This window comes from Actinomadura napierensis, from assembly GCF_039529375.1.
GTDB classification, from domain to species: Bacteria; Actinomycetota; Actinomycetes; order Streptosporangiales; family Streptosporangiaceae; genus Spirillospora; species Spirillospora napierensis.
Genome location: NZ_BAAAMR010000060.1, coordinates 24,509 through 48,416 on the forward strand (window position 1 = coordinate 24,509; position 23,908 = coordinate 48,416).

Consider the following 23,908-nt stretch of genomic DNA (forward strand, 5'->3'; position numbering starts at 1 on the left):
TTGGACGATCCCTTCCGCTTGATGTCTCCTTGCCCGACCCGCTTCGAGCAGGACGCCTAGAGGGCGTCTGAAAAGGGTCGGGGGCGTGGTGGGGCATGTTGGTAGTTGCCACGTCCTGAACGCGGAGCGCGATGATGGTCGAGCGTCGCCCCTATCCGACCGATCTGCCCGATGCCGAGTGGGAAATGATCGCCGATCTGGTCCCGGCACCATGGCCGGGTGGCCGGCCGCCGGTGCACTCACGGCGAGAGATCATCATCGCGCTGGCGTATTGGCTGCAGACGGGGTGCGCCTGGCGGCTGCTGCCGCATGATCTGCCACCCTGGCAGACCGTCTACCACTGATGGACACTTTCGGCACGGTGCTGCTCGCGTGTGTCGCCGCGGCCAGTGTCGGTGACCGGGACGGAGCCGCGGTGCTGTTGTGGCGGGCGCAAGCGAGGACGGCAGACCTCCAAGAAGTATGGACCAGGGCTACCGCGAGGGTCGACGGGCAGTGCGCTCCCCAGCCGCGGCTTCCGGCTGGTAGACGAACAGGAGCCCGTCGGTGCCGAGTTTCTCGTCGATGACGGATCCATCTCCACCACCGAGCGCTACCTGCACACCCTCGACGACGCCGACAACACCGCCCCCTCGCCGCCTTACAAGATCCACAGCCGCCGTCACACCGATTGACGAAGCCGGACTCGCCGCCCACGACCACGTTCTGCTCGTCCGGCACGGCCACCACACCCCGCAGTCCACGCAGCAGGTCCTGCACGCCATCGCGCCCCGCGCTCTGATCCGCTTCGGCGAGACCTACCTCCCCGGCCACGAACTCGACGACATAGGGGGCGGCTGGCGCGGCGGCCTCGCCGCCCACACCACGCTCCAGATCCGCCACCTGGCCGAACGCGGCCACATCCGCATCGCCCTTGCACTTCCCGACACTGAAACCCCCATCGCCGCCGCCCGAGTGAAGTTCACCCGTCACGCCGCGTCCGAGCTGGGCATTCCCGTTCCGGACGCCTTCGTGGCGCTCGGTGACCCCGCCGCCTGCGTCGAGGCCCTCGGCGCGGTCATGGTCCACCTGCCCGAAACCGAAGTTCTGGCCGCGGACTGGATTGATCGTCGGCCTGACCGCCGTCCACGCGGCCCGCTCGGCGGCCATCCGCCGCCTCACGCTGGACGACCTGGCCCGCCGAACCGACGCATCACTCTCGCCGGCCACGACCGACTACGAAGTCATCGCCGAAGCCGTCTGTTCTCTGGCCGGCGACCGTGCCGGCGCCGTCAGCAGCCAGTAGGCCAGTCGCACGAACACAGCCGCCCATCACCCCGCGGCGACCGCCTTGCCGCCGCCCGTTTCGCAGCTGATCAAGCACGGCACTCGAGCACCCCTCTATGCCTCACCTGCAAGGACGTAATTTTCGGCAAGCGCAGCGTTCTTCGCATGATCGCGGCCGTCCTGAGATTCGAGCGTTTCCGGGACGACGGTCGGCACCTGGCGTTCGGTAACTATCTACAGACTGGTCTAGATGTTATCTAGACCAGTCTGTAGATTCAGGGAGATGCGCATCCATCGTCTGAACTGCGGGACCACCAGACCGCTCGGCGGCCGTCTGGTCACCGGGGCCGCCCGTCCACTGCTGTTCGCCCGGCAGGTGTGCCACTGCCTGCTGATCGAGGCCGGCGACGGCCTCGTCCTGGTCGACACGGGATTCGGGCTCGGCGACACCGCTCATCCTGAGAGGCTGAGCCGAAGGTTCCGCTTCTACTCCCGGCCGGTGCTGGACCCCGACGAGACCGCGGCCCGCCAGGTCGTACGGCTCGGCTACTCGGTCGGTGACGTGCGGCATATCGTGCTCACCCACCTGGACGTCGACCATGCGGGAGGGCTTGGGGATTTCCCGAACGCCAAGGTCCACCTGTCGGCCGCCGAACTCGACGCCGCACACCGTCCGCGCACCGCGCAGGAACGCTTCCGCTACCACGCCCCGCAATGGGCGCACGGCCCGGACTGGGTGCCGCACGCCGCGGCCGGCGACACCTGGTTCGGGTTCTCGGCCGTCCGGGACCTGCCCGGGCTCCCGCCCTCGATCCTGCTCATCCCGCTGGCCGGACACACCCGCGGGCACCTCGGCGTCGTCATCGACACCGGCGGCGACGGCAACGACCGATCACGACGCTGGCTCGTCCACGCCGGCGACGCCTACTTCAACCACGGCCAGCTGGAGCGTGAACCCTCATGCCCGCCGTTCCTCACCGTGTTCCAGTCGCTGCTGCAAGCAGACCGGACCACCCGCGTACACAACCTGGACCGGCTCAACGAACTGGCACTCAACGGCGAAGCGGACATCTTCTGCGCCCACGACCAGTTCGAACTCGACCGCGCCCAGACCTCGCACGTGACCGACGCCGAGGCCGGCCCGGTCGCACAGCCTGTCACCGAAGCGTGATGGCAGCCCGAGGAGAAACCAGATAGATCTGGACGCAGCCACGACCCTGTTCACCGGCAGGGCCACCACGCCACCGGGGTGAGACAGATCCTCACCGAAGCGGCCGCGCCCAAGGGGATTGAGGCAGCCGCGGAGTCGCCCGAAGCCAGTTGGACGCGGCCGACCGGCTACTGGGCCCTGGCAGGTTCCAGGAGGTGTCTGGCGAGTGCGGTGATCCCTGCGACCAGTGTCGCGGGGTCCTTCGTGTCGTCGTGGACGATGGCGTGGTAGACGAGCCCGAAGGCGCCGTGGATCAGCAGTCCGGCGGCCATCTCCACGTCGATTTCGCGAGTGACGGCACCGGACTGCTGGCCTGCCCGGAGCCCCTCGGCGAAGTTCGCGGCCAGCACGGGGGCGATCTGTGCGGCGTCGTCTGCGATGCTGCCGCGTAGCACCACCCTGGAGCGGTCTCTGTCTTCGAACCAGAACCGGACGGTCGAGTCGATCACGGCCGTCGCCGTCTGCCACCACGCGTCCGCTCCCGGCCCTGCCGGCTCAGGGGCGGCCCGTTCGAGGAGGCCGTCGAGCACTGAGCATCGGAGCTGGAGCAGGACGTCGTCCTTGCTGGTGAAGTAGCTGTAGAAGGTCCCCGTGGCCACGTCGGCCGCGCGGGCGATGTCGGCGATGGCCACGTCGGAGAAGCCGCGGGTCGCGAAGAGCCGGGCCGCCGCCGCGAGCAGGTCGGCCTGCACCTGCTCGGCCGGCTTGCTGGTGCGGCGTCGCCGCTGTGGTGCGTTCGCCATCACGCGAACGAGTATGAATGAGGGTCGTTCATGACCCCAAACTCCTTGACTGAATGAATAATGTTCATTCATAGTGGCGCCATGACAACGCGGGTTCGAACACCGAAGGTCAACGGGCTCCGCTTCGCCCGCGACACCTTCCGCCACGGACTGCGAACAGAAGGTCCGGCACTGGACGGCACGGCGGACATCGTCCGGCTGACCTTCAACCGGCATCCCCTTTTCGTGGTCCGCCACCCAGACCATGTCGACCATGTCCTCCGCGCGCAGGTCGACCGCTACCGCAAGTCGGTCGAGTACGAAACGCTCCGCGCGGTGCTCGGCCTGAGCCTGTTCACCGACGAGGGCGGGTCGTGGCGGCGGCACCGGACATTGATCGGTCCGGTGCTCGCCAGGCCCCGGCTCGCGGACCTGTTCGAGCTGATGGTCGACCCGGTGGACCGGCTGCTCACCACGCTCGACCGTGACGGCGATCGCTTCGAACTCGAGATGGCCGAGGCGATGACCGCGCTGACGCTCGACGTGGTGGGCTCCGCCCTGTTCGGACGGGGGATGGCCGACCTCGCCCGGCGCATCGGCCCGAACGTCACGGCGGGGCTGCGCGGAGCCGAGCGCGCGACCCGGACGCTTCTCATCGCGGATCCACCGGCCGTGCTGGTGCGCGCGATCGCCGCGGCGATCCGCCACAGCCCCGTCCTCCCCCGACGGCAGGCCCGGATGCGCGAGGTGATGCGGACGATCGACGAGACGGTCTGGGGCGTCATCACCGACCGCCGAGCCGAGCCCGGTCGGGCGGACGACCTCCTCGGGCTGCTGCTGTCGGTCCGCGACGCGGACGGGCGGCCGCTCCCCTTGAAGCGGGTACGCGACGAGGCCGCCACCTTCATGCTCGCCGGTCACGAGACGACGGCGAACGCCCTGTCCTGGATGTGGTACCTGCTCGCTACCAACCCCGGCGCGCGCAACCGCCTGCTCGCCGAGGTGGACGAGGTCCTCGGGGACCGGCGGCCGGTCTTCGCCGATCTGCCGCGGCTCGCGTGGACCACGGCATGCTTCATGGAGGCGATGCGGCTCTACCCGCCCGCGTGGTCGATCCCCCGGCGCTGCGTGATCGGCGACGACATCGCCGGTCACTCGATCCCCCGTGGCTCGAGAGTGATCATCCCGATCTACGCCGTCCACCGCGACCCGCGCTGGTGGCCCGCCCCAGAGACATTCGACCCCGGCCGCTTCCTGCCCGGAGCGGCACGACAGCATCACCGCGCGGCGTACCTGCCGTTCGGCGGCGGGCGGCGGGTGTGCGCCGGCCAGCACTTCGCGGTGATCGAGGCGACCCTGCTCACCGCGATGCTGAGCCGCCGCTACACCTTCGACCAGGTGCCGGGATTCCCCGTCGAGCCGGAGGCCACCCTCACTCTGCGTCCGAGACACGGCCTGCGGATGATCGCCCGCCGTCGCCTGGGATCGTCATGAACGGGTTCCGACCGCGGGACGCACGGGTGGTCATCACGGGTGCGGGCGGCGGCATCGGCCGCGCCACCGCCATGCTCTTCGCCCAGCATGGCGCTCGTGTCGTCTGCGTGGACATCGACGGGGACACGGCGGCCGCAACCGCGTCGGACTGCCGCTCGAAGGGTGCCACGGCGGACTCGCGACCTTGCGACGTGTCCGACGCGGCCGCGGTCGTCGCCCTGTCACGATGCCTGCGCGCGGACTGGAGCGCGTGCGGCGTGGGCGTCAGCGTGATCTGCCCAGGTGTGATCAACACGCCGATTCCAACACGCGTACGGCTGGTCGGCCCGCTCGCCGGAAGCCGCGACCGAGCCGTGCAGGCGTTCCGGCGTGGTCACTCCCCCGATCTGGTTGCCCGGGCGATCCTGGGCGGCGTGCGGAGGAACGGCCGTCTGGTTCCGGTCGGCGTCGAGTCGACGGTCGCCTATCGCCTGCACCCGCTGGTGCCCGCGTCGCTGCGAGAGCTCCTCGCCCGGGCCGGGAGCCGCCGATGACCGCCGGGCATCATCGCGTCGTCATCATGGGCGCCGACTTCGCCGGGATCGGCCTGGGCGTCCGCCTGCTCGAGACCGAGATGCGCGACTTCGTGATCTGCGAACGCAATCCGCCCCTCGGCGGCACCTGGTATGAGCACACCTATCCCGGTTGCGGCTGCGACGTGCCCACCCACCTTTACTCTTACTCATTCGCGCCCAATCCCGCCTGGACACGGGCCTACCCCGGCAGCCCGAGATCCTCGCCTACCTCACCGACATCCCCGGCCTGGACCGCCTCGCCGGGCACCGTTTCCACTTCGCGCGCTGAGACTGGAACCACGACTTGACCGGTGAACGCGTCGCGGTCATCGGCACCGGACCGGCGGCCGCCCAGTTCATTCCCGAGATCCAGCCCCGCATCGGGCACCTGAAAGTCTTCCAGCGCACCCCCGCATGGGTCCTCCCCCGCCCTGACCGCGCACTTCGCCCCGAAGCGGCCCACATCCGGACCCTGCGCCGCGGCCACCGGTGACCCACCAGGGCGGCGATCGACACGACGGGCGTGCCGTGATGGACAACGACGCCACCACCGCGTCGAAGAACGCATCCGCGCCCACATCAGCCCGACCCGCCCAACCGCCCGTCCGCATCATCCAGCGCACTGACCTGCCCCCAGCGACAGAAAGGCACCCCGGACATGCCATTGCCCCCTCCCCGGCCCGACACCACAGCGCTCATCACCGGTGCGTCCTCCGGAATCGGGGCCGGGCTCGCCCGCGAACTCGCCGGCCGCGGCCACGGCGTCACGCTCGTAGCCCGTCGCCAGGACCGCATCGCCGAACTCGCCCGCCGGCTGTCGGCACAGTACGGAGTACGAGCCGAGGCGCTGCCCTGCGACCTGCTCGACCCCGCCGCCCGCGACGAACTCCCCAGCCGCGTCGACGATCTCGGACTACGCGTCAGCGTGCTCATCAACAATGCCGGAATCGCCAGCGGCGGCGACTTCACCGATCAGGATCCCGGCCACGAGATCGACATGGTCCGCCTCAACTGCGAAGCCGTACTCGGGCTCACCGCCGCATACGCACCCGGCTTCCAAAAACAACCCGGCGCCATCCTCATCGTCGCCTCCGCCTCGGGGTTCGCACCCATTCCGCGGCAGGCGACCTACGCCGCCACCAAAGCCTTCGCGCTGTCTCTCGCCGAAGCCCTCCATTTCGAACTACGCCCGACCGGCACCAGCGTCACCGCACTGTGCCCAGGCCCGGTCAGCACCGAGATCGCAGACGGCTCCCCGGCACTTCGGAACCTGTTCGCACGTGCACCGAGGTTCGCGGTCATCTCCGCTGACCGATGCGCGGCCCTGGCGATACGGGGGCTGGAGAGGAACAAACGCGTCGTCGTCCCGAGCCCGGCCATCCGTACCGCTTCGTTCTTCACCCGAAACACACCCCACCGCGTGCTGATCCCCGCCACCAGAAGGATCTACCGGATCTGACCCTCACCAAGAACACCCGACCGCCATGCACGCCTCCCGCCGCATAAAGGTTCCAGATCAGAGCGCGGTCGAGGAGTTCGCGGGGGCGGTTCTGCGCCCGCCGTTCCCTGACCGCGCCGGTAGCTTTGGTTTGGCTTAGGTTTTTCATCAAGACACAGAAGCCCATTCCTTTACGATGTAGATTTCGAGCCTCGGTGGACGATTGCGTGGACCTCGGGGCGAAGCCCGGGCTGCCCGGCACGCAGGAGCCGCCACGCGGCCTGCTCGCCGCCGACGAGCGAGGTCGCTCCTCGCGGCTGCTGGTGTCATTGCCGCGGGCGTCCGCGGGAGCCAGAACAGGGAGCCTGCGGGCTCGAACCGCTCACGATCTCTTGCGACCCCCTCGGTGCATCGCTGCAGGTAGGAGGCTGCCCGATCGACTCCCTCCGACGTGGTCGGACGCCTCGTTCTTACGCCGCAGGTAATCCGTCCACCCACGTCAGCAGCATCCGCCGGCCGGAAGAGTGCCAATCATCGAGGCGGCCGCCCTGGTGATCTTCTGGAAACCGGCCCGACCCGGTCTGCGTCGGCGGAGTCGGCGCAAAAGACAGCCTGGGCTTCAGCCCCCGGCCACCCCGCCCTTTGGCCAGAACCATCGCGCCGCGTTCGCGTTTTCGAGGTGTCGAGGCCGGAGACGCGGGACGCGGGGCCTGAAGATCGATACCAGTCTGGTTGTGAGACTTCCTCGGATTTGAGGATCGTGGTTCCATAGGCGCCGAGCAAGCGTTTGGGACGATTCGGGGCGCTGAGCGAGGGAGTACCGAATGGGCCGGCGGTTTCTCGGGAGGTCGTGGGTGCCCCTGGCGGCCGTGGCCGTGCTGCTGCTCGGCATGGTGCAGGCGGCGCAGGCGCACATCGAGCGGCCGTCGTACTGGCCGTCTCCCGGTCCCGACTGCTCCGTCAGCCCGTGCGCGGGCGGGACGGTGCCGACACCGCGGAGCCTGGCGTCGGCGGTCGAGACCGTCCCGCGGAGCACGACCCGCGTGGTGTGCCAGAAGGACTCGCTGGAACGGCTGGACGCCTCGATCAAGCGGGCGCTGAAGTCGGGCTACGACGTCCGCCCGCACGACCACCGGACGCTCGGCGCCACCGAGGCCCGGGACCTGAAGCGGATCAACCGGGCGTTGTTCGATCGGTGCCGGTACAGCGAGATCCAGCCCGCGGTGACCGATTCGCGAAACAACGACCGGGTCGTGGTGCTGCCGGGTGTCTACACCGAGCTCACGGCGCGCCAGAAGCCGACCCACGACCCCGCATGCGACAAGTACAAGCTGAGCACGGGCGCGTACTCCTACCTCGGCGAGTACAACTGCCAGAACGACGCCAACCTGATCGCCGTGCTCGGCCGGACCCCCGGCGGCGGCAAGGACCCGGACCCGCCGCTCGTCGACCGGCACGGTATCCCCAACCGGGGCTCATGCGTGCGCTGCAACCTCCAACTCGAAGGATCGGGCGTGAGCGCCGACGACGTGGTCGTGGACGCCGGTGACCCCTCGTCCGGCAACGGAGGCCCGCGCAACTCGGCGAAGGACGTGGGCATCCGCGCCGACCGGGCCGACGGCTTCGTGCTGCGGAATCTGACCGTCCGGCACGCCGACGAGCACGACATCTATGTGCTGGAGAGCAACGGGTACCTGCTGGACCGCTTCAAGGCCTTCTACGCGGGCGAGTACGGCGTGCTCACCTTCGTCGAGGACCACGGCGTGATCCAGAACTGCGAGGCGGCCGGCAACGGCGACTCCGGGCTGTATCCCGGATCGGGCGCGAAGACCGCGGCCGGACGCGACGAGAGCGTCTACCCGGCCGCGCGCTACAGCCAGCAGATCCGCTACTGCGACTCGCACCACAACACCAGCGGCTACTCGGGCACCGACGGCAGCGCCACCTGGGTGCACCACAACAACTTCTACGGCAACGCCCTCGGCTTCACCACCGACGTGTTCACCGCCGCCGGGCATCCCGGATTCCCGCAGCAGGGCGACCTCGTCGAGAACAACGATTTCTCCTCCAACAACTTCAACCCGTACCTGGCGGACAGCGACGTGGTGCCGACCGTGCCGGTCCCGGTGGGGAGCGGGATGTGGATCGCCGGCGGTGACGACAACGTCGTCCGGAACAACACCTTCCGCGACAACCTGCGGCGCGGGGCCATGCTCTTCGCCGTCCCCGACGCGTTCGTCTGCGCCGACCAGCCCATGACGGGCTGCGACCCGCTGAAGCTGTCCACCTCGCACCGCAACCGGTTCTACGGCAACAAGATGACCGGCAACGGCGTGGACTTCTGGTGGGACGCCTTCCCCGGCAATTCCGGCAACTGCTGGTACTCCAACGGCACGGTCACCAGCTCGCCCAATAACCTGCCGGACTGCCTGAACGGCAAGGCGCCCTTCCTCAGCTTCGGGTTCGGCAACCTGGGCAACGAGCTCGAACTGCTCACCTGCATGGCCAACCTGAAGCCCGGCGGCCCGTGCCCCTGGTTCACGACTCCCAAGGCCACCGCCCCGGCCGCATTCAGGACGGCGTCCGCCGGCGACCCCGACCATCCCGGGACGAGCGAACTCGACGACGCGATGCTCGCCGCGATGACCTGCCATTCCTGGCAGGAGATGACGACCGGCCAGCGCGACCACATGCTGGTCAAGATGGCGGTGTTCATGGGCGGCCAGATCGACCATCCGGGGGCTCGCGGCACGACGCTGAGCAACCAGAACGCGACCAGCGTGCTCAACAACGCCTGCGGGCTTTCCTTCGCAGGGCCGTTCAAGCTCTACAAGCTCTACGCCCGCGCGGCGGCCTTCCCTCTCCACCTCCCATAACGGCTCAAGGGACTGAGGCCCGACGGCGCAGACCCCCAGGAACGCAGGTGCTGGCGGCTAGGCTCCTGCCCCGCGGCATTTCGGCGACTCGCATGGGCTTGAACTGGCAGTTCAGCAAGAGCAATCGGCAGCTGGCGCGCGATCTTGCATCGGCTGAAGAATTACCGAATGCTCCACGACCGCTACGAAGCCGAGCAACGCTGAGTTTGCGGTTGCGGAACTACTCAATGGCAGTTTTCAGCTCCGCCAGCTGTCGCTGAATGCGATCGTCGGCCGCAGACATCCCGATGAAGTCGTGCACGCTCACCTGGCCGGGCTCTCCGGAGCTGCAGCCCAGCACGACGATTGTGCCGCCGGGCGTGACCTTCTTGATCGCGCCCGTGAGTGCGGTGCCCCCCACCAAGTGCGCAGCCAGTGCCGCAGGTCGGCAGAGTCGTAAGCCTTGTCGGCCCGGGCCTTGGCCGGTCGCCGGCGGCGTCGACCGCGCCGGGAGCGGACCGGCGGGACGGCCATGAACAGCGACTTGAAGACCCTCGATTTCGTTGATGTTGGCGGCCGAGACGCCCACGACCAGCGGCAGCCCATGGGCGTCGGACAGGACGTGGAGTTTGCTGCCCTTCTTGGCGCGATCGACCGGATTGGGGCCGGTCAGCGTGCCCTTCTTTCGCCCGGACGACGGCGGCGTACCGATCGCGCTGCTCCACGTGCCGCAGCCAGCCGCTCGTCCAGCGACGCCGTCCCACCACCTTGCGGCCTCGGCGAGAACCCCGGGATCAAGGGCATGGCGATCTCCCACAGCTCATCAGGGACCAACCGACGCGCAAGCTCTGACAGGGTTCACGGAGAAATTCGTTCCTCACGCGGGGGACTTGAATGCGGACGTCTCGAGAAGTTCAGCCGCTGAATCGTGGGTCGCGGCCGAGGAAGGCTACAAGCCGGTCACTTGGGCTGGCCACACGCGAGACCGGGACAGGGGCCGCGAACATCGGATGGCGCGGGGCACCGTCAACCAGGAGCGGGCACAGCATGAGCAGGTCGAAAGCCAGGCCTTTGGGAATGGGGTGGCGGCTGCCGCAGGCTGCCAGGATGTCCCAGCCATGCACCGTGATCTCGACAGCGCTCGTGATGGCCATGAACCCGGTCGGCATCCGCTCCCCTGCAACATCAATCGAGTCAGCGCATTTCTCGGCCCACGCCTTCCGGAGGCATCGCACACCCTTCTGGAATGCCACTACAAGGTGAGTTGCCGGGTCTCCTCCACCGCCTTGGTCACCATCATTGCCGGGCATACTCCCTGCCTCAGCTACGTTTCCCAGTTCAGCGGCCTCGTCCACTCGAGCCGGATCCAGATCGACACAGCCCGACGCGATCCCATGGCTCAAAACGCTGACCGATTCATTGAGGTGGAGCAACAGCGTATTCAGGTCCCAATCCGCGCAGGGCGTCGGACGGGACAGCAAACCAGGCGCGACCGCCTCCATGCTTCTGAGCCCGTAGCTGATCGCCCCTTCCAGCAGGGCGGTGGGGCCGGTTGGCATCACGAAATCGCCGGTATACGCGCCGGGGCAAGAATCAACGGTAGGCCGAAACCGGCGAACAGCGCGGGTGCAAGGAACGAGACGATCCGTGAGACCTGCGAGCCGCTCACGGTGAGCACCTGCAACGCATGCGCACGATGGACTCCGTCACGGTCGCGCGCGTATGTCGCGAGCGCCGGCTGCCCATTGGCGGTGGTGCGGACCGACCGGAACACACCGGGTACCGCGAGCACCTTGGCCTCGATGAACCGGCCGACAGCGTCGCGTCCGTAAAACCAGGTCGCGTGCGGAGGCATCTCCATGACGACGTCATGGCGCAGCAGTTGCAACAGGACGTCCATGTCGGCGCTCTCGAACGCCGCCATGAATTGGTCGAGCAACAACCGTTGAGCTGGTTCGTCGGGCTCTACAAGATTGTCTTCCGTCGGCGCCACGTGCTCGAGGCGCGCTCGGGCGCGCTGCAGCGCGCTGTTGACCGATGCCGTCGACATGCCGAGCAGATCGGCGACCTCGACCGCGCGCCAGGCCAGCACGTCACGCAGGATCAGCACCGCCCTCTGCCGGGAGGGGAGGTGCTGCAACGCGGCGATCAGCGCGAGCCGGACACTGCCCCGGGAGGCGATGATCGCCGCCGGGTCTGCCGCCATCGGATCGACGCCCCGCCCGGGCAACGGCCACACCCAATCGGTGCCCGGGGCGAGGGCCAGGGGTTCGTCCGGGTCGTCGCTCGCCGCACCCAGGCCGGACGGCAGCAGACGGCGGCTTCTGTGCCCCAGCGCGGTCAGGCACGCGCTGGTCGCGATCCGGTAGAGCCAGAAGCGCAGCGAGGAACGTCCCTCGAAACTGCCGTAAGACCGCCAAGCCCGCAGGTAGGTTTCCTGGACCAGGTCCTCGGCATCGTGCATCGACCCGAGCATGCGGTAGCAGTGGACGAGCAGCTCCGGACGGAAGGGATCTGCCAGGCGGGCGAACTCTTCGTCATACCGCATTAGTGCCGCCTCTCCACTTCACACAACACGCCGTACACGTTCCTTCACCTGCCAACAGCTCACATGACCGGTCCACGGCTGTGGCCATTTTTGGAAAGAGACCTCAAGCGACGGAGTCGCAATCGTCGATGGCCTCGTCCCAGCCACCGCTCGAGTCATCCGGGTGCGACAACCGTCGAGTTTGCAGCACCCGATGTTGAAGACCTTCCAAACATGAGACTAGGATCGCCAGCCGAACTTCGACGGATTGGAAGCCGTCTTCTCGCCGCGGAACACACTTGCGTTGCGGCGGGCGAACTCGGCGAACGTGGTCGGCCTCACGCCGAACTTCCGGTGGGTGCTCAGGTTCACCCGGGACTCGTCGGCCCCCCGGCGGCGCTGGCTGAACAGCTCCTCCATGGCGTCTGCGAAGTAGGCGGGAACCCCGGCATCGAGCATCGCCCTGGTCTTCTCGGCGGGATCGATGTCGACATAGCGAACGGACTTGCCGGCCGCCAGCGAGATCGTCGCGGCCACCTGGTCGACGGTCAGCGCTTCCGGGCCGGTCATCTCATACCGTTTGCCCTCGTGACCACCACTGTGCAGAAGCGACACCGCGACCTTCGCGATGTCCTCGGTATCCACCGGCGCGATCCGTGCATCGCCCATCGGCAAGGCCAGTACACCTTCGGCACTGATGGCGTGAGCCTCGCGAAAATAGTCACTCATGAACGTGCTGGGACGAAGATGCGTCCACGCCGCCCCTGACTTCTCCAGATACTCCTCGACCTCGGCATGCATCCGGGCGAATCGAAATTCGGCGTCATTCCAGCACCCCATGCCCGAGAACTTGACGATGTGGCGGACTCCAGCATTAACGGCGGAATCAATAAACGAGGATTGCGTCCGCACCAGATCCGGATCAGCAGTAGAGATCAGCAGAACCTTCTGGACGCCCGCGAGCGCATCGCCAAGCGTCTCCGAATCCGCCATGTCGCCCTCGACGACTTCGACGTTCGCCGGCACATCGCCACCTACCCTCGCATGGTCTCGCACCAGCGCACGCACCGGCAACTGGCGGCGCACGAACTCTCCGATGACGGCCGCGCCACTTTCGCCAGTTGCTCCCGTAACCAAGATCATGCCCGTTCTTCCTTCCATTGCTCGAATAGGACACAGGGACGGCCGCCACGGACATTCTTTTTCGTATCGGCAACATCGTCCTGCCAGGGATGAGCTCGATGCGACTGCGCACCCACATGGATATAGACCGAGTTTCAACCCAGGACTCATCTATCCGAGGTGGAAGTGTGACGTGCCTCACAAGGCCGTGACCAACATCCGCGACTCCAGTCGGCATGCCCTACCTGACAGGCCAAGGCGACGAAGTTCGACGTATGCGCGAGCCGGAGGATGTCGAGGATCCTCGCACGAACAGATCGTGGCTGGGCCGCGGCGATCGACGTGGCCAAGGCGACCGGGATGGGCGAGCACCCCGACCTGGAGCGTTGGGTCGAGTCCGGCCCAGCGGCTGAGCGTCGCCGACGGTTCTCGGACGACCCAGGTACGGATGTTGTACTTTGAAGTATCGGATTGTAATCTTCGTGGCATCCTCAGCAGAAAGAGCGAACGACGATCCTCATCACAGGAGCGAACGGGCGGCCCGAGTCGACGGTCGTGCGCGAGTTCACGCCGAACAGGCGGTCGACCCGCGCGCTCGCACGGGAGCCGACAAAAGCCGAGATCCTGCGGGATCTGCCGGGCGTCGAGATCGACAAAGTGGCCTACAAGGTGCTCGCCACACCTGGCCATGAAGGCCAGATCCACCCTATGACCGACCCCAAGGCCCGCACCATGACCAGGCCACCCGCAAAATCTCCGACACCATCGGCAAGCCTGCCCGCTACGTTGACGTGTCCTACGACCAGAAGAACTCGACTTGGAGGCCTGCAAATGAGATACGCCCTCCTCCTTTATGGAACGGCGGACGAAGACGCCGAGCCCGATGGCTCTCGACCGGAGTGGGAAGCGTATTTCGAGGCCACCCGGGAGGCCGGCGTCTTCGTCACGGCGCAGGGTCTCGACAGCGTCGAGACGGCCACGACGGTGCGCACTTCGGCCGGCGAGACCCTGCTGACCGACGGCCCCTTCGCCGAGACGACAGAGCACCTTCTCGGCTTCTATCTGATCGATACCCCTGACTTGGACACCGCGATCCGGTGGGCATCGCGGATGCCGATCACGGACCGCGGCTCGGTGGAGATCAGACCGCTGAAAGACCGGCTGACACACCGGCCTGATCGATACTCCTAGCCTGGACACAGCGATCCGGTGGGCATCGCGGACGCCGATCACGGACCGCGGTGCGGCAGAGATCAGACCGCTGAAAGACCGACGACACACGTCAGCCGCATCCGCTGGCACCCTGAAGAACCGGGCACCTCCGATATGAGTACGCCGAACCTGGACCGCCTCTTCCACGAGCAATGGCCCGCGGTCGTCGCCACGCTGACGCGGCGCCTCAACGACCTGCAACTGGCCGAGGACGCGGCCCAAGACGCCTTCGCCAAGGCCGCGGAACTGTGGCCGCGCGAGGGCGTGCCGCCGCGGCCCGGCGGCTGGCTCATGGTGACCGCGTGGCGTAAGGCGCTGGACCACCTCCGCAAGGAGGGCGTCGCGGCGCGCTACGCAGAAGACCTGTGGCGGATGGCCGGGTCCGGGGAGAGCATCGACGCAGCCGAGATCGCCGAGGCCGGCGACGACGCCCTGGTCTCAGAGGACGATCAGCTGTGCCTGATCTTCATGTGCTGCCATCCGGCGCTGGCGCTCGAGGTACAGGTGGCGTTGACCCTGCGCTACGTCGCGGGTCTGTCGACCGCTGAGATCTCCCGCGCCTTCCTGCTGTCTGAGCCGACCCTCGCTCAGCGCCTTGTGCGGGCGAAACGGAAGATCCGTGCGGCCGGCATCGGCTTCGGCGTGCCCGGCCCGGACGAACTCGTCGGCAGGCTCGCCAGCGTGCGGCGGGTCGTGTACCTGGTCTTCACCGAGGGTTACTCGGCGACGCGGGGCCGGCAACTGGTCCGCGCCGAGCTGTGCGACGAGGCGATCCGACTCAGCCGCCTTCTCTGCCGACTGGTCCCGAAGGACCCGGAGAATCGCGGCCTGCTCGCCCTGATGCTGCTGCATCACGCCCGGTCCCCCGGACGGCAGGACGCTCAGGAGCGACCGATCCCGCTCGCCGAGCAGGACCGTGCAACCTGGCGCCACGAAATGATCGCCGAGGGGATCGGTCTCGTCGAGAACGTCCCGGATCCGCTTCCCCCTGGGCCCTACCGTCTTCAAGCCGCCATCGCGGCGGTGCACGCCAAGGCCCCGAACTTCGCACGGACCGACTGGACCCGAATCGCCGCGCTGTACGGCGAACTCGCCCGGGTCTCCCCGTCCCCGGTGATCGAGGTGAACCGTGCAGTGGCCGTGGGCATGGCCTACGGGCCCCAGGCCGGGCTGTCCATCCTCAATCGGGTACTCGCCTCCGACGCGCTGACCGCCTACGCGCCCCTGCACGCCGCGCACGCCGACCTGCTGCGGCGCGCAGGTGCCGCCGAGGAGGCCGCCGCCTCGCTAGCGCGTGCCGTGGAGGCGACGCAGAACGAGGCGCTGCGCAGCGAGCTCTCGCGCCGTCTCGGCGCGAACGCCCGTCCCAGGTGCGATGATCCGTCCCGTCCTGAGACGGACCCACCGGAGGACCAGGTCGTCCTTGCCACCCCGAAAACTTCCCCGGCCCCTGTCGAATCCGGCGACCCTCGCACGTGGGACGGATGAAGGGGCCGCCGAGGGCGGCCGCGGAATCCTCTCGGAGGTCTCGCCATGGAACTCGAAGACTCCCCACCGACACGCCGCTCCGGCGCCGGCAAGTCCCTGACGGACCCACAGGGCTGGACGCTGGCGCTGACCGTCATGGCGTACAGCATGTGCGCGCTGGACGGGCTGATCGTCATCACCGCGCTCCCGGACATCGGCCACGACCTGAACACCAGTGCGTCCACCCTCCAATGGACCGTCAATGCCTACGCGATCACCTGGGCCGCCGGAATGATCACGGCGGCGGCGATCGCCGACCTGAAGGGACGGCGACGACTGTTCTCCATCGGACTGGCGGTGTTCACCGCCTCCTCCGCACTATGCGCCGTCGCCCCGAACATGGCCGTCCTCATCGCCGGCCGAGCGGTGCAGGGCGTGGGTGCCTCGATCATCCTCCCGCTTAGCCTGACCATCCTTGTCGGCGTGTTCCCGGCAGAGCGCCGCGGCTCGATCATCGGCATCTGGGGTGGCATCGGCGGCCTGGCAGTGGCCCTCGGGCCGCTGATCGGCGGCGCGATGACGCAGAACCTGAACTGGCACTGGGTCTTCTGGATCAACGTGCCGATCGGCCTGGTCTTGCTGGCTCTGGTCCCGCGGCGGATCGCGGAGAGCCACGGCCCGGGACGGAGACTGGATCTGCCCGGCGTCCTGCTGGTGACCGTCGGCGCCGTGGTGACGATCTGGTCCATGGTCCGCGGCGACGACCTGGGCTGGAGCGACCCCCAAGTGATCGGCGGCCTGGCGGTGGGCTCGGCGCTGATCGCCGGCTTCGTCGCCTGGGAGCGGGTGGCCCCGGAGCCGATGGTGCCGTTGCGGCTATTCCGCAACATGTCGTTCAGCGCCGCCAACACGACCGCGTTCCTGATGTCCGGTGCACTGTACGCGGGCAGCATCTACGTTTCCGTGTACTTCCAGTCCGGCCGCGCCACGGCGCCGTTCGCCTCCGGAGTGCGATTCCTGCCGATGATGGCGATGCCATTCTTCATAGCACCGATCGCCGGTTCGCTGTCCGACAAGATAGGCCAGCGTCGGCTGATCGTGACCGGCCTGCTCACGGAGGGCGCGGGCCTTGCCTGGCTGGCGCTGGCCGCCACCCGGACCGTGCCCTACTGGGAACTGGTCGCACCGATGCTGCTCACCGGCGTCGGCCTCTCGATGGCGCTGATGACGACGCCCACCGCGGCGCTGAACTCCGTACCGCCCGCCGACATGGGCCGGGGGTCCGGCATCAACGGCAGCCTGCAGCGCTTCGGGAGCGCGTTCGGCGCGGCCATCGCGACGGCGGCGTTCGCGGCGAGGGGAAGGCTGGACGACCCGTCCGCCGCGGTGAGCGGCGCGAAGGCCGGACTACTGGTCGGCGCCGGCTTCGCCCTGCTCGGCGCGCTCGTCGCACTGGGCATCCGGCGGCGCGCTCCGCATGCTCCACCGCAGCCGACGCCCGCCCCGCCGGTCGCGTCCGTGCTGACAGACCCCAAGGGCGGGAACGAGGTTGGCGGCGCCCGCGAGTAACGCCTTCCGCAGGCCGTAACCCGTCGGGATATCTCAGGAGGCCGAAGTCCGCGGTGCACACGCGTCGCGCCGGTCGCACTGCACGGAGATACGGTGCAGCGGCGACCGGCGCGTCTCCGTTTCGCGAGGGGAAACGATAACGCCGGCTGGCGCCTGCGACTTCCTCTCGCCTTTCGACGCGGTCTCCAACTGCGCGATCCGCCGCCGGGCGGCGACCATCTCGGCGTGTTCGGCCGAGGTCAGGCCTGGTTCCAAGGCCTGCGTCGATGCGGTCTTGGCGCAGCCAGGCATAAACGGTCTGGCTGGGCATCCGCAGGTCCTCAGCCGCCTGCCGGACCGGACGTCCCACCTTGACCAGATCCAGCACCTCGTGACATCACCGAACCCGGGGTACATCAAGGACTTCACCGAACCCGGTGGAGTCCGGGTTCAATCACGGACCTCGCGTTGGCGCTGTTCGGCCTCGATTACGCTGGCAAGAGCCGAGCGCTCGGCCTGATGACGACGAAGGAGTTCACCACTGAACTTCGTCCACGCGGCATCTTGCTCGTCGGTCATCTGCGCTGAGTGAACTTCGGACTCGACATCGGGATGGGCGTCGAGGAATCTTGCGAACAGCGAACCCATCTCCTGGCTGTGCCGCCGGTTGAGCGCGATGCGTCGCGGGTCCATCATCCTTACCTCCAGCAGTCAGCAGCCTATGCGCCCCGGTAGGGCGACGTGTAGGGGCAGGCACTCCTCACCCGCCACCGTGATGCGCGTGCTCCGCGATCACGACGCCAATCCCACCGCGACGCCGGTCTGACGATGAAGGGCTTGCTCAGGACCAACTACCGCTGCCAGCCGCTTCCTCAATTGCTGGATCTGAACGGTGAGGCGACCAGGCCGAGGCGCGCAAGCCACGCCTGGACGTCGGTGTCGGCTTTGTCGACCTCTTCGCCTCGGACGGCGAGGCCGTGGTCGATGGCGACGCCGGGGCATGAGGCGGCGTAGTCGCTTGGGGCGGTGCCGAGTCCGCTCATGACCTGGGTGGTGAACGGGACGACGGTCTTCCCGCGCAGGTTCAGGCGTCGGTGAAGGTCGTCATGATCATGGGTGCGCGGACGTTTTCCAGATGGGGCTGCCCAGAAGCACGGTGTCATAGTGATCGACTTCAGGTAGAGGGCTGGCGATGGCCGGGCGTGCGTCGGAGTCCTGCTCGCGGACGTTGCGTTGGACGGTCTGTTCGTAGTCGTCGGAGTAGGGGTAGGCGAGCAGGATGCGGCGTAGGTCGCAGTCGATGTATCGGCTGATCATTTGGGCGAGGCGTTCGGTGTTGCCGACCTTGAGGTGGGTGCGGCCGTCGTAGTGGTAGTTCCGCTGCTCACCGTGCTTGAGCACCACATCGGCGTCAACGGCCGCCCGGAGCCGATGCCCAGGGAGCAGCTGCTCACCGCCGGCGCGGAACCGGCCGATCCGGCCCTGCTGAACGGCCTGCCCGGCCGGAAAGTGTCAGTGCCCCAAGTGGACGCCGACGCCTTCCCTGTCGGCGGCGTGCGCTTCCCCGCGGCCGCGTTGCCCCTGGGCTCGCCCGTGCCACCGGCGTTGTCACCGGTCTCCACTCAGGACATCAACGCCGTCTACGGCAACTTCGGCGGCTGGCGCCCCTACACCGCCGACGAACTTCACCAGCGGTACCGTTCACTCCACCAGGAGAAGACCGCCCGTACTGCGGTGGTTTCCTCGTCATCGTCCATGGCCAGTGCGTCGAGCCGGGTTTGCTGGTCGGTCAGCTCCTCGACGAACGTGCTGAGGGGCCGTAGTGCATGGTTGGGTGGCGCGTTCGGCGACGATACGTAGAGCAAGGGGCAGGCGGACGCATTCCCGGTGAACATGTACACCGCCGTGAATGTCGCGGGCTTGCACGCTAGCGTCAGCGGTGCCGGAAAAGTCGTTGTGCATGCCGTCGGCGGGTGGCATTGCCTGGTTCATGACACACCCCGGAAGCACGAATAGCCAGCGATTCTGGCCTCTGATGTCACGGTAGCCGACCGCCCTTGCCCCTTGTCGCCTTTAAAGGATGGGCGTCTCGGTCGGGCCGTCAGGAAGGGAGCGGACCAATGGAACTACCAGGTCACCCGAGGATGAAAGGCTCACATGAGCAGAGGTGGCATCCCGAAGCTGCTGCCCGGCACGCTGGAGCCGCTACGCCGGAAGCTCGCCGGCGGCGAGCGAGGTCGCTCCTGATGGCTTCTGGTGTCAGAGCTGAGGGATCACGCGGAGTGCGTCCAGCGCTGTGGAGACGGACGTTGCGAAAGTCACCTCGGGCGGGAGGCGTTCGCCGTCCCAGCCGGGCCCGCCGACCACGATCCGCAGGGCGGGACGCGTGACGGGCAGGTCGGCGAGCCAGGACGGGTCGCCGGTCTCGGAGGTCTGCGACCAGACGAACACCGAGTGCGCCGCGGCCCGCTCGATCGCGGCCGCCAGGGCCGGCGCCGGTACCCGCGCGCCCAGCATGAGCCTCGCCGCGCCGGCCTCCGCCAGCGCGGCGGCCAGTGCGAGGAGCGGCAGGCTGTGCTGCTCCTCCGGAGCGCACGCCAGCAGCACGGGCCTGCGGCCCTGCCGGCCCGGGAACACGGCCTCGGGCGGCGCCACCGCCACCAGGGAGCGCGACACCACCGCCGACAGCAGGTGCTCCACCTCGACATATCTGCCGGTGGCCGCGTGCTTGCGCCCGATTCCGACGAGCACCGGCACCAGCACCTGATCCCACGCCGCCGCGACGCCCCCGTGCCGCAGAGCGGAGCGCACGGCGTCGGTCATCGCGAGTTCGTCCAGCGCCATCGCCGCGCGCGCCAGCTCCCTGACCTGCTCCGCTCGTGAGGCGTCGTGCTCGGCGGCCGGGGCGTCGAGAGGGATGCGGTCGCCGTCGGCATCGTGGGCGTGCGGCGCCGCGGGCTCGTCGGACGGCGTGTCCAGGGCGGCCACCGCGGCGTCGGCCGGTTGCGTCCCGGCGAGGAGGAGCCGCTGCATCGTCTCGACTCGGGCGACGTCGGCGGAGGTGTAGCGCCGGTCCCCGGCGGGACCGCCGCCCGTCGGCCCGACACCGTACCGGCGGTCCCAAGTGTCCAGGGTGGAGACCGCCACCCCCAGCCGGCGCGCCACCGCATCCGTTCCGAGCTCGGCCTCTTCGCCTGCCGTGTCCCCCATGGTCACCCAATACCCCGGTCCAGCAGGTCCATTAACGGCTCCCCGACCGGCCGTCCGGTTCGCTGCCGGCCGGTCGGGGAACGCGACGGCCCGGTCGACGGACTCGAAGCGTCAGTGCCGAGCCCTACCGTGACTTCGCAATGGCCGCCGGCCCCGGCGATCTGACGGCCCCCGATGGCAAAGCCGCAGGGAAGGGAAACCACCGATGCTGCCCTCTTCTCAGAGCACGCTGCTGATCCGCACCGACTTCTCCGACCAGGATGCCTGGGAGGCTCTGCGAACGGCCGTCCGAACGCCGAACGAGGAGGGTTTCACCGCCGAGGCGGTCTTCATCGACGACCGCGCCTACCAGGGTCTGGGTGCGCAGGAGATTCTGCCGCTCGTCTCGGAGAACAGCGGGCACCGTCTTCTGGCCTTGGCGGACGGGATCACGCTGACCTCTCCGGAGATGCCCCTGCTCGTCATCGACCTCGAGGGCGAGCCCCCGGGGCGGATCCGGGTCGTCACCGCCGAGTTCTGGTCGATCGAGAACAACCTCTCGCTCTACAACATGGACTTCGACGAATTCGCCGAATCGGTCGACGCCGACGGCACCTACCGGGGCTTCTGACGTCAACGCCTGTGGCGGCGGCCGGAGCCGGTGCCATCTGACGCCGTGGGGGTGCCGGTACGCTTTTCGGATGCGAATCGTCGCCGTCGCCGACACGCACACCTTTCATCACGAACTCGCCGTCCCTGACGGGGACGTCTTCGTCCATGCGGGCGACCTGTGCCGGCGCGGCGAGGACCTCCGGGAACTCCAGGACGCCGCCGACTGGCTGCACGCCCTCCCCCACCGAACGAAAATCGTCGTCGCGGGCAATCACGACCGGATGCTCGAGGACCGGCCCGATCAGGCCCGCGCCGTCCTGGCCGAGCGCGGCGTCCGCTACCTGCAGGACAGCGGAACCGCGATCGACGGCGTCACGTTCTGGGGCAGCCCCTGGCAGCCGGAGTTCAACGACTGGGCCTTCAACCTTCCCCGCGGCCGCTCTCTGGCCGAGAAATGGTCCGTGATTCCCGACCAGGTCGACGTCCTGGTCACGCACGGCCCCCCGCTGGGCATCGGTGACGCCGGTGCCCTGCCGGGCCGCCACGGCTGCGCGGACCTCCTGGCACGGGTGCGGCAGGTTCGCCCCAAACTCCATGTGTTCGGCCACATCCACCAGGACGGCGGCCTCTGGCACCGCGACGGGACGGCCTTCGCGAACGTCACCACCTGGGAGTGCGAACGCGGCCCCACCGTCATCCGGCTGGACCCTTCGGGTGCGGTCGGCGAGGTCGTCCCCGCCGCCCGCACCCGCTGAACACCGCAGGGCCGGTCGGCTTCTCAGGTCACTGGGAAAGGACGTCCTGCGTGAGGTAGAGCGGCATCGAGTCCTCCCACTGGCTGTCGGTCAGCAGCTTCTTGTCGGAGCCGTCCGCCTTCATGCTGAAGATCTGGCCGTAGGGCTGGAAGGTGTTGTCGTACAGCGCCGCTTCCTGCCGGAAGCCGTACATGCCGCTGTTGTAGAGGATGCGGCCGTCGTAGTTCCAGACGGCGTGGCCGTCGTTGGCGCCGCTGCTGGTGAGGACGCGCAGGCCGGTTCCGTCGGGGCGGATGGTGCACACGTCGAAATTGGTCGCGCTCGTCTTGCGGGTGAAGAGGATGAGCTTGCCGTCCGGGGACCAGTCGGGCAGGTTGTCGAACTCGTTGGTGAGGACGCGCGTCGCTCCCGTCGTCAGGTTGAGGATGCGGAGGCCCTTGTCGTCCGCGCCCCACACGCGGTAGACGATCTCGTTGCCGTCGGACGAGTAGCTCGGGAAGCCAGCGTTGGCCGAGCCGTCGGTGAGCTTCTCCCAGGTCGAGCCGTCGCTGCGCACCCGCGCGACCACGGCCGTCATCTCCGCGCGTTCCTGGAACCAGCCGCCCAGGCCGAAGGCGATCCATTCGCCGTCCGGCGACCACGCGGGACGGAACGCGCCGGCCAGCCCTTTGGCGATCAGGACCGGGTCGAGGCCGCTGGTCGCGTTGTCGAAGACGACCCGCCGGTCCGTGCCGTCGGGGCGCAGGGTGACGATCGAGGAGTTGCCGAGCTGCTTCTCGGTGATCGCGAGGCGGCCCTGCCTCGACAGGACGGGGAACACGTCGCAGTGCCGGTACTCCCAGTTGGAGTCCCAGCTGTAGAGCGGCGTGTCGATCGGACGCGGGGTGAAGCCGACCTTCTGGTAGATCACCGATTTCCCGTCCGGCGTCCAGACCGGTGAGCGCAGCGCCCGCTTGACCGCCGGCAGGGACCCGCCGGTGTAGGCCAGGCCCTCGTCGGCCCCGCCCTTGACGAGGTAGCCGATCTCGGTGGCGCTCACGTACTGGGGCGAGACCTTCAGGTTGGGCCCGGAGGTGTGCTCGACGCGGGCGCCGGTCGCGACGTCGACCGAGACGATCTGCGACTCGACCTTCCCGATGCCCTCCGGGCGGTGCGCGAGCCAGGTGCCCTCGGTCGTGATCTCGTAGAAGACGATCCGGCCGCCGTCCGGCGACCACTTCGGCGAGCCGAGGCAGTAGCCCGCCCTGGACGCGACCTGCCGGAACCCGCTGCCGTCGGGGCGGATGATGTAGACGCCGAGCTCCTGCGTGTGCTCCCAGCCGCGGCCGTCGTCATGCCCTCGCCACGCCGTGTCGCGGTCGCTGGAGAAGGCGATCCACCGGCCGTCGGGCGACCAGGAAGGGCGGAAGTGGCCGTCGGGGAGGGCGGGGTCGCCGGCGACCGCGGAGCCGTTGGTCAGGCAGCGCAGCGCGTTGGTGCGCAGATCCATCACCCAGATGTGGGCCTTGTGGTCGCCGCGGGTGGAGACGAACGCCAGTTTGGTTCCGTCGGGTGACAGGACGCCGGAGTCGTTCATGGCCGCGTTGACCACCAGGGGCTGGATCCGCGTGCCGTCGATACGGGCCCGGTAGAGGCAGGAATTGCCGTCGCCGGTCCGTTCCGAGGTGAAGACGACCGACCGGCCGTCGGCGGAGATGCCGGCGTTGTAGTCGTAGCCCGCGGTCGCCAGCAGTTCGCGCTCGTTCGCGCCGTCGCTGTCGGCGATGTAGAGGTCCGACGATGACGGCCCGATCCGGTTCATCAGCATCACGCCCTTCTTGCCTGCCGCGGCCGCCGCCACGGAGAAGGGCTTGGGCAGCAGAGTGGCGCCGACCGTCGCCGCACCGGCCGCCAGGAACGTCCTGCGCCTCATGCTGGTTTCCATCGCTCTACCATTT

The 23,908-nt window shown here is 68.3% G+C and carries 25 protein-coding genes; 15 read left to right on the top strand and 10 right to left on the bottom strand.

The annotated features are described in order from the left end of the window. Window positions 1–131: 131 nt before the first annotated feature. From ABD296_RS29250 to ABD296_RS29260, 3 genes are all read left to right on the top strand, one after another. Window positions 132–344, top strand: coding sequence for a transposase (locus ABD296_RS29250; RefSeq protein WP_407061524.1), 213 nt, complete (start codon window positions 132–134; stop codon window positions 342–344). Window positions 345–546: 202 nt separating this feature from the next. Beyond that, window positions 547–1,527 carry a type 1 periplasmic-binding domain-containing protein gene (locus ABD296_RS29255; RefSeq protein ID WP_344274107.1) on the top strand — a complete coding sequence of 327 codons (981 nt, stop codon included), beginning with the start codon at window positions 547–549 and terminating at the stop codon, window positions 1,525–1,527. Window positions 1,528–1,549: 22 nt separating this feature from the next. Then, window positions 1,550–2,437 carry an MBL fold metallo-hydrolase gene (locus tag ABD296_RS29260; RefSeq protein ID WP_344274110.1) on the top strand — a complete coding sequence of 296 codons (888 nt, stop codon included), beginning with the start codon at window positions 1,550–1,552 and terminating at the stop codon, window positions 2,435–2,437. A 167-nt stretch (window positions 2,438–2,604) separates the two neighbouring features. Here ABD296_RS29260 and ABD296_RS29265 read toward each other — a convergent pair whose 3' ends face one another. Beyond that, window positions 2,605–3,219, bottom strand: coding sequence for a TetR/AcrR family transcriptional regulator (locus tag ABD296_RS29265; protein WP_344274222.1), 615 nt, complete (start codon window positions 3,217–3,219; stop codon window positions 2,605–2,607). Window positions 3,220–3,300: 81 nt separating this feature from the next. On the opposite strand from ABD296_RS29265, the gene ABD296_RS29270 reads away from it, so the two are divergent. The 6 genes from ABD296_RS29270 to ABD296_RS29295 all read left to right on the top strand — a co-directional run bounded on the left by ABD296_RS29270 (window position 3,301) and on the right by ABD296_RS29295 (window position 9,560). Next, window positions 3,301–4,692, top strand: coding sequence for a cytochrome P450 (locus ABD296_RS29270; RefSeq protein WP_344274113.1), 1,392 nt, complete (start codon window positions 3,301–3,303; stop codon window positions 4,690–4,692). Window positions 4,693–4,718: 26 nt separating this feature from the next. After that, on the top strand, window positions 4,719–5,225 hold the full coding sequence (locus tag ABD296_RS29275) for an SDR family NAD(P)-dependent oxidoreductase (RefSeq protein WP_344274116.1): 507 nt from the start codon (window positions 4,719–4,721) through the stop codon (window positions 5,223–5,225). Then, window positions 5,222–5,554, top strand: coding sequence for an NAD(P)-binding protein (locus ABD296_RS29280; protein WP_344274119.1), 333 nt, complete (start codon window positions 5,222–5,224; stop codon window positions 5,552–5,554). The genes ABD296_RS29275 and ABD296_RS29280 overlap by 4 nt, the downstream gene beginning before the upstream one ends. After that, window positions 5,551–5,739 carry a hypothetical protein gene (locus ABD296_RS29285; RefSeq protein ID WP_344274122.1) on the top strand — a complete coding sequence of 63 codons (189 nt, stop codon included), beginning with the start codon at window positions 5,551–5,553 and terminating at the stop codon, window positions 5,737–5,739. The genes ABD296_RS29280 and ABD296_RS29285 overlap by 4 nt, the downstream gene beginning before the upstream one ends. A gap of 165 nt (window positions 5,740–5,904) precedes the next feature. Beyond that, the gene (locus ABD296_RS29290; RefSeq protein ID WP_344274125.1) at window positions 5,905–6,705 is read left to right on the top strand and encodes an SDR family oxidoreductase; all 801 of its coding nucleotides are present in this window, start codon (window positions 5,905–5,907) and stop codon (window positions 6,703–6,705) included. 833 nt (window positions 6,706–7,538) lie between these two features. Continuing rightward, window positions 7,539–9,560 (top strand): right-handed parallel beta-helix repeat-containing protein, encoded by a 2,022-nt coding sequence (locus ABD296_RS29295; RefSeq protein WP_344274127.1) that lies wholly within the window; start codon window positions 7,539–7,541, stop codon window positions 9,558–9,560. A gap of 220 nt (window positions 9,561–9,780) precedes the next feature. On the opposite strand, the gene ABD296_RS50680 is transcribed toward ABD296_RS29295, so the two are convergent. From ABD296_RS50680 to ABD296_RS29315, 4 genes are all read right to left on the bottom strand, one after another. Further along, complete coding sequence (locus tag ABD296_RS50680; RefSeq protein WP_407061525.1) at window positions 9,781–10,356, bottom strand: hypothetical protein; 576 nt, start codon at window positions 10,354–10,356, stop codon at window positions 9,781–9,783. 97 nt (window positions 10,357–10,453) lie between these two features. Continuing rightward, window positions 10,454–11,098, bottom strand: a complete 645-nt coding sequence (locus ABD296_RS29305) for a maleylpyruvate isomerase family mycothiol-dependent enzyme (protein ID WP_344274225.1) — start codon at window positions 11,096–11,098, stop codon at window positions 10,454–10,456. After that, entirely contained in the window at window positions 11,098–12,087 is a 990-nt protein-coding gene (locus tag ABD296_RS29310) for a sigma-70 family RNA polymerase sigma factor (protein ID WP_344274129.1), read from the bottom strand. Before ABD296_RS29310 ends, ABD296_RS29305 begins: the two co-directional genes overlap by 1 nt. Window positions 12,088–12,306: 219 nt before the next feature. Beyond that, complete coding sequence (locus ABD296_RS29315) at window positions 12,307–13,209, bottom strand: SDR family oxidoreductase (RefSeq protein ID WP_344274133.1); 903 nt, start codon at window positions 13,207–13,209, stop codon at window positions 12,307–12,309. A gap of 534 nt (window positions 13,210–13,743) precedes the next feature. Between ABD296_RS29315 and ABD296_RS29320 the strand changes: the two genes are divergently transcribed. The 3 genes from ABD296_RS29320 to ABD296_RS29330 are packed head-to-tail and all read left to right on the top strand — an operon-like array spanning window position 13,744 to window position 17,436. Then, window positions 13,744–14,379 carry a YciI family protein gene (locus ABD296_RS29320; RefSeq protein WP_344274136.1) on the top strand — a complete coding sequence of 212 codons (636 nt, stop codon included), beginning with the start codon at window positions 13,744–13,746 and terminating at the stop codon, window positions 14,377–14,379. Between the two features lie 18 nt (window positions 14,380–14,397). Beyond that, window positions 14,398–15,888: an RNA polymerase sigma factor gene (locus tag ABD296_RS29325; protein WP_344274140.1), complete on the top strand. Its 1,491-nt coding sequence runs from the start codon at window positions 14,398–14,400 to the stop codon at window positions 15,886–15,888. Between the two features lie 45 nt (window positions 15,889–15,933). After that, window positions 15,934–17,436, top strand: coding sequence for a DHA2 family efflux MFS transporter permease subunit (locus ABD296_RS29330; RefSeq protein ID WP_344274143.1), 1,503 nt, complete (start codon window positions 15,934–15,936; stop codon window positions 17,434–17,436). Between the two features lie 429 nt (window positions 17,437–17,865). Here ABD296_RS29330 and ABD296_RS29335 read toward each other — a convergent pair whose 3' ends face one another. The 3 genes from ABD296_RS29335 to ABD296_RS29345 all read right to left on the bottom strand — a co-directional run bounded on the left by ABD296_RS29335 (window position 17,866) and on the right by ABD296_RS29345 (window position 18,819). Beyond that, on the bottom strand, window positions 17,866–18,111 hold the full coding sequence (locus tag ABD296_RS29335; RefSeq protein ID WP_344274146.1) for a hypothetical protein: 246 nt from the start codon (window positions 18,109–18,111) through the stop codon (window positions 17,866–17,868). Window positions 18,112–18,287: 176 nt separating this feature from the next. After that, window positions 18,288–18,458: a hypothetical protein gene (locus ABD296_RS29340; RefSeq protein ID WP_344274149.1), complete on the bottom strand. Its 171-nt coding sequence runs from the start codon at window positions 18,456–18,458 to the stop codon at window positions 18,288–18,290. A gap of 67 nt (window positions 18,459–18,525) precedes the next feature. Then, window positions 18,526–18,819: a flavodoxin gene (locus ABD296_RS29345; RefSeq protein WP_344274152.1), complete on the bottom strand. Its 294-nt coding sequence runs from the start codon at window positions 18,817–18,819 to the stop codon at window positions 18,526–18,528. On the opposite strand from ABD296_RS29345, the gene ABD296_RS29350 reads away from it, so the two are divergent. Further along, window positions 18,805–19,275, top strand: coding sequence for a hypothetical protein (locus tag ABD296_RS29350; RefSeq protein WP_344274155.1), 471 nt, complete (start codon window positions 18,805–18,807; stop codon window positions 19,273–19,275). The genes ABD296_RS29345 and ABD296_RS29350 overlap by 15 nt on opposite strands. A 399-nt stretch (window positions 19,276–19,674) precedes the next feature. On the opposite strand, the gene ABD296_RS29355 is transcribed toward ABD296_RS29350, so the two are convergent. Further along, window positions 19,675–20,625, bottom strand: coding sequence for a MerR family transcriptional regulator (locus ABD296_RS29355; protein WP_344274158.1), 951 nt, complete (start codon window positions 20,623–20,625; stop codon window positions 19,675–19,677). Between the two features lie 205 nt (window positions 20,626–20,830). Between ABD296_RS29355 and ABD296_RS29360 the strand changes: the two genes are divergently transcribed. Both ABD296_RS29360 and ABD296_RS29365 read left to right on the top strand, forming a co-directional pair. Then, window positions 20,831–21,235, top strand: coding sequence for a DUF6924 domain-containing protein (locus ABD296_RS29360; RefSeq protein WP_344274161.1), 405 nt, complete (start codon window positions 20,831–20,833; stop codon window positions 21,233–21,235). 70 nt (window positions 21,236–21,305) lie between these two features. Continuing rightward, a complete protein-coding gene (locus tag ABD296_RS29365) occupies window positions 21,306–21,971 on the top strand; it encodes a metallophosphatase domain-containing protein (protein WP_344274163.1) in 666 nt (221 codons plus the stop codon). Window positions 21,972–21,999: 28 nt separating this feature from the next. Here the strand turns inward: ABD296_RS29365 and ABD296_RS29370 are convergent, their stop codons facing one another. Then, entirely contained in the window at window positions 22,000–23,883 is a 1,884-nt protein-coding gene (locus tag ABD296_RS29370; protein ID WP_344274165.1) for a hypothetical protein, read from the bottom strand. Window positions 23,884–23,908 lie beyond the last annotated feature (25 nt).